Below are 5,114 nucleotides of genomic sequence, written 5' to 3'. Positions count from 1 at the left end.
GAAGTCCGCGAAGCACTCCAGATCGGCCCCGACACCCCCATCATCACCACCGACGCCCGCCACCGCGCCGACGCCAAAGCAGCCCTGATCACTCTGGTCGAACACGCCCTCATGGCACGACTGCGGTGACCTGCGCGTCCGTTCCGCCCCGGCCGCCGGCCCGCTCCGTCCCGGCGGTCAAGTCCGCGAGGCGACAGGGAAGTTGTCCTGCGCCAAAGCGGCGTCGGCTGTGTCCTTCGACACGGTCGGGGCCGCTGTTCATAACGTTTCGGCAGAGGAATCGGCGGGTACCGCCACGCGTCGCGCACATTCGGTGCCGCTATGCGCACAATCCGCCCGCCATTTGACGCTGCTCGCTCTTTATGACCGTTTTATCTTCCCCTTACCCGCGCGGGCTCGATCTTTTCCGCTGTTTGGAAGACCGCTGGCCGACGTGCTGGAATGCCTGAACTGCCCCATGGTCAAGGACGTACTCAGCAGAACTGACGTCGTCATCGGGCGTACAGGGCACGAAGACACGCGGCACGACGTTGGTGCCGACCGCCGAGAGGTTGTTGGTCGAGTGAGGCGAAGCAAGAACAGTCCCGCGCCGTCGGCCCGGGGCAACTTCACCCCGCCGCCGCGCGGAGCGGCGCCCGCACACGTGCCAGGCGCGGAGGCGACGACGGCCCCCACCACTGGCAACCGCCTCAACCCGCGCAACTGGCGGGTGCCCACCCGCCTCAACGCGATTCTGCTCATACCCGTGCTGGTCGGGCTGGTCATGGGAGGCTTCCAGGTCAAGAGCTCGATCGAGACCTGGCAGGACGCGAGGGACGCCGAGAACACCGCCCGGCTGGTGCGTGCCTCGCTGACCTACGCCAACGCCCTGTACAACGAGCGCGACATCTCCGCCGCTCCCCTGCTGCAGGGCAAGGGCCGGAACGACCCCAGCGTCGTCAAGGTCCGGCAGGAGACGGACAAGGCCGCCGCCGAGTTCGACCAGGCGGTCAAGAACATGCCGCACAAGCCGGGTCTGGAGCGCCGGCTGAAGGTGTTCCGCGCGGCCGAGCCCCAGCTGCGCTCGCTGCGCGCCGCCGCCTACACCAGCAAGCTCACCGGCGTGCAGACCGAGGAGGGCTACGTCCAGGTCGGCCACCCGCTGATGGAGTTCGCCAACGAGCTGGGCCTGGGCACCGGCAACATCACCTCCTACGGCCGCACCGTCTACGCCATGTCGCTGACCAAGGCGGCGCTGTCGCTGGAGCGCTCCATCGGGATGCACCTGCTGACCAAGCCGGGCCCGGACAGCGGCAACCTGGCCAGCCAGCGCATCGCTCTGTCCACCTACGCCTACCTGGAGAACGTCGCCCTCGAGGAGTACATCGGCGGCGGTACCCAGGCCGACGCGGACAAGCTGGAGCAGCAGCAGAAGCAGATCGAGGCCAAGGCCGCCGAGATGGCCCGGCAGGCCAAGGCGAAGGACCCGGACTACGTCGCGCCGCCGAGCGACCCGCAGAAGCTGGTCACCGCGCTGGCCACGCTGAAGACCACCGACAAGTCGGAGCGCGAGGCGCTGGCCGCGAAGGGCATCACCCCGGAGAACTGGTGGGCCGTCAACACGCTCAAGTTCGACGCCTACCGCACGATCGAGTCGGACATGGCGGACAGCGCGGTGGAAGAGGCCGCCGGGATCGCCAGTGACGCCCAGCGCTCCGCCTTCGTCACCGGTGGCGTGGTCGTGATCGCCCTGCTGGCGGCGTTCGTCCTGGCCGGTCTGGTGGCGCGGCAGATGAGCCGCTCGATGCGCCGGCTGCGCAACGCGGCCTTCAACGTCGCCGAGCAGCGTCTGCCGATGCTGGTCGACCAGCTCTCCCGCACCGACCCCGGCCGCGTGGACACCCGGGTGGAGCCGATCCCGATCACCACCACCGACGAGATCGGCGAGGTGGCCCGCGCCTTCGACCAGGTGCACCGCGAGGCGGTGCGGCTCGCCTCCGAGCAGGCGCTGCTGCGCGGCAACATCAACGCGATCTTCACCAACCTCTCCCGCCGCAACCAGTCCCTGATCGAGGGTCAGCTGACGCTGATCACCGAGCTGGAGAACAACGAGGCCGACCCGGACCAGCTGGAGAACCTGTTCAAGCTGGACCACCTGGCCACCCGTATGCGCCGCAACGGCGAAAACCTCCTGGTGCTCGCCGGCGAGGAGCCCGGCCGCCGCTGGGACCAGCCGGTCCCGCTGATCGACGTGCTGCGCGCCGCCTCCTCGGAGGTGGAGCAGTACGAGCGCATCGAGCTGTCCGGCGTGCCGGAGGCAGAGATCCACGGCCGTGCGGTCACCGACCTGGTGCACCTGCTGGCCGAGCTGCTGGAGAACGCCACCACGTTCTCCTCGCCGCAGACCAAGGTCCGCGTCACCGCGACCCGGCTGCCCGACGGCCGCATCATGGTCGAGATCCACGACAAGGGCATCGGTCTGACCGCGGAGGACTTCGCGGACATCAACCACAAGCTGGCCAACCCGCCCATCGTGGACGTGGCGATCTCCCAGCGCATGGGCCTGTTCGTGGTCGGCCGCCTCGCCGACCGGCACGGCATCCGCGTCCAGCTGCGCCCCTCCGGCGAGCAGGCGGGCACCACCTCGCTGGTGATGCTGCCGGACGCGATCACCCACGGCGGTGGCGGGGAACAGCAGGTGGAGAGCGGCGAGTTCACCGTCTCGCAGCTCATACCCGAGCAGCGCTTCGCCGGCGCGGAGTCCGACCAGCTGACCCAGCGCACCGCGGCCGAGCTGGGCTTCGACGACAGCCGGTACGCGGAGGTCCCCGACGACATCCGCGACCTGGACCCCGTCAGCCGCTCGCTCAAGCGGGAGGAGCGCCGGGCCGCCCTGGAGGCGCAGACGCAGGGCGAGCACGCGGCCGCGCAGGCACCCGGGAACACCGCCTACGCCGACGAGGCCACGGGCACGCACCAGGCGTACGCCGGTGACACGACGGGCACGCACCAGGCGTACACGGACGAGGCCACCGGCGCCCACCAGGCGTACACGGACGAGGCCACCGGCGCCCACCAGGCGTATACCGGTGACACCACCGGCACCCACCACGTGTTCGACGACGGCCAGGGGGGCTACGGCGGTCAGGGCCTGGGCTTCGACCAGCAGGCGTCCTACCCGGAGCAGCAGCCGGCGTACGACCAGCAGGCGCAGCAGGGTCAGGAGCAGGCGTACTACGCGCCGGACGGCGGCGTGCCGCACAGCGGCGCCTACGCACACGACGCCTCCTACCCGGAGCAGAACGGCTACCAGGACCAGAACGGCTACGCGGACACCGGCACGTACGGCGGCCAGGGCGGCTACACCGGCCAGGGCGGCTACGCGGAGCAGAACGCGTACCCGGGGACGGGCCACCAGGAGGCGGCGGCACAGCAGGGCTCCGGGGAGCCGTACGCCGACGGCGGGGCCGCGCAGCAGCAGGCGTACCAGGACGACTGGCCGCCCAGCGGCGGCTACCACAACGGCTACGCTGAGGAATCCGCGCAGGCCGGTGACGTGAACGACACGGAGCGCGTAGGCTTCGACCGTCCGGGACCGGCCCCCTCCGTCGTCCACGAGCTGACCGACGCCGGGCTGCCGCGCCGCGGTGTGTCCGCGGCCGGGGCGAACGGCACGCGGCCCGTGGGCCAGGACGCGCCGGCCCCCGCTGCGCAGTCCGACGGCGACAGCGGCTGGCGTTCGGCCAACGACGAGCGGTGGCATCAGGCCGCGCAGCTCCGCAAGCCGAAGGCGGGCGGAGTGACCTCCTCCGGCCTGCCACTGCGGGTGCCCAAGGCCAACCTGGTCGAGGGCTCCGCGACCGTGACCCCGCAGGGCGGCCCACAGGTCTCCCGTGCCCCTGAGGACGTCCGGGGAAGGCTGAGCAGTCTGCACCGGGGCGTCCGGCGGGGACGCAGCGCAGGAAGTGAAAAGAACGGCCAGGGCTTCGGTCCTGACAGCACCTACGACCAGGAGCGTTAGTGTGAGCCCGATGAGCCAGGCGGCACAGAACCTGAACTGGTTGATCACCAACTTCGTGGACAACACCCCGGGGGTGTCCCACACCGTGGTGGTCTCCGCCGACGGACTCCTTCTGGCGATGTCCGAAGGCTTTCCCCGCGACCGCGCCGACCAGCTCGCGGCCGTGGCCTCCGGTCTGACCTCACTGACCGCCGGTGCTTCGCGCATCTTCGAAGGCGGAAACGTGAATCAGACGGTTGTGGAGATGGAGCGGGGGTTCCTCTTCATCATGTCCATCTCCGACGGGTCGTCGCTCGCGGTTCTCGCACATCCGGAAGCGGACATCGGTCTCATCGGGTACGAGATGGCCCTGCTGGTGGACCGCGCGGGCACGGTCCTGACCCCCGATCTGCGGGCGGAGCTGCAGGGCAGCCTTCTCAACTGAAGGACGGACGGTGCGTCTTGTGGTCCCGGCGCCGTAAGGTTTCGGGACGCGGCTTCCACTCGGTGGGGCGCCCGGCGCAGTCGGAGGAGGAGTAAGAGTGGCAACACCCCCAAGTGGTTCGGGCAGCTGGTCGTACGGTCCTGCACAGGGCCAGGGCGACGGTTCGGCCGACCCGTACGCGTACCCCTCCATGCCGTACCGGCCACCGTACGCGCCGCAGGGCCCCGGGCCTTCGCCGTACGACCAGCCTGCCGCGCCGCGCATCGAGCCGGTTCAGCCGCCGCGACGCACTCCTGAGCCGACGCCCGCAGGGGCGTCGAACAACCCCCTGGTCCGCCCGTACGCCATGACGGGCGGCCGTACCAGGCCTCGATACCAGCTCGCCATCGAGGCACTGGTGCACACCACGGCGCAACCGCACCAGATGCAAGGGCAGCTGCCCGAGCATCAGCGGATCTGCCAACTGTGCCGCGAGATCAAGTCGGTGGCCGAGATCTCGGCTCTCCTGACGATTCCTCTCGGCGTGGCCAGGATCCTCGTCGCCGACTTGGCGGAGGCGGGCCTGGTCGCCATCCATCAGCCCGGCGGCGACGAGAACGCCGGTGGCCAGCCAGACGTGACACTGCTCGAAAGGGTGCTCAGTGGACTTCGCAACCTCTAGCGGAGGGTCCGCCGGCGACACCGGGAGCC

3 protein-coding genes and 1 pseudogene are annotated in these 5,114 nt (G+C 70.2%); all 4 read left to right on the top strand.

Going from position 1 to position 5,114, the window contains the following annotated elements:
* Positions 1 to 129 (top strand): annotated as a pseudogene (locus IE286_RS26755) (ATP-binding protein); the annotation flags it as partial.
* Between the two features lie 433 nt (positions 130 to 562).
* A complete protein-coding gene (locus IE286_RS26750; RefSeq protein ID WP_189799341.1) occupies positions 563 to 4,000 on the top strand; it encodes a sensor histidine kinase in 3,438 nt (1,145 codons plus the stop codon).
* 10 nt (positions 4,001 to 4,010) lie between these two features.
* The gene (locus IE286_RS26745; protein WP_029385896.1) at positions 4,011 to 4,424 is read left to right on the top strand and encodes a roadblock/LC7 domain-containing protein; all 414 of its coding nucleotides are present in this window, start codon (positions 4,011 to 4,013) and stop codon (positions 4,422 to 4,424) included.
* Positions 4,425 to 4,521: 97 nt separating this feature from the next.
* On the top strand, positions 4,522 to 5,085 hold the full coding sequence (locus IE286_RS26740) for a DUF742 domain-containing protein (protein WP_189799340.1): 564 nt from the start codon (positions 4,522 to 4,524) through the stop codon (positions 5,083 to 5,085).
* Positions 5,086 to 5,114: the final 29 nt, after the last annotated feature.

Source organism: Streptomyces thermodiastaticus (assembly GCF_014656135.1).
GTDB lineage: Bacteria > Actinomycetota > Actinomycetes > Streptomycetales > Streptomycetaceae > Streptomyces > Streptomyces thermodiastaticus.
Note: the sequence above shows the minus strand (reverse complement) of the source record. Positions and strands in the feature narration are given on the sequence as shown.

Coding starts and splice junctions, on each gene's coding strand:
- IE286_RS26745 (WP_029385896.1), top strand. CDS start 4,011: ATGAGCCAGGCGGCACAGAACCTGAACTGGTTGATCACCAACTTCGTG.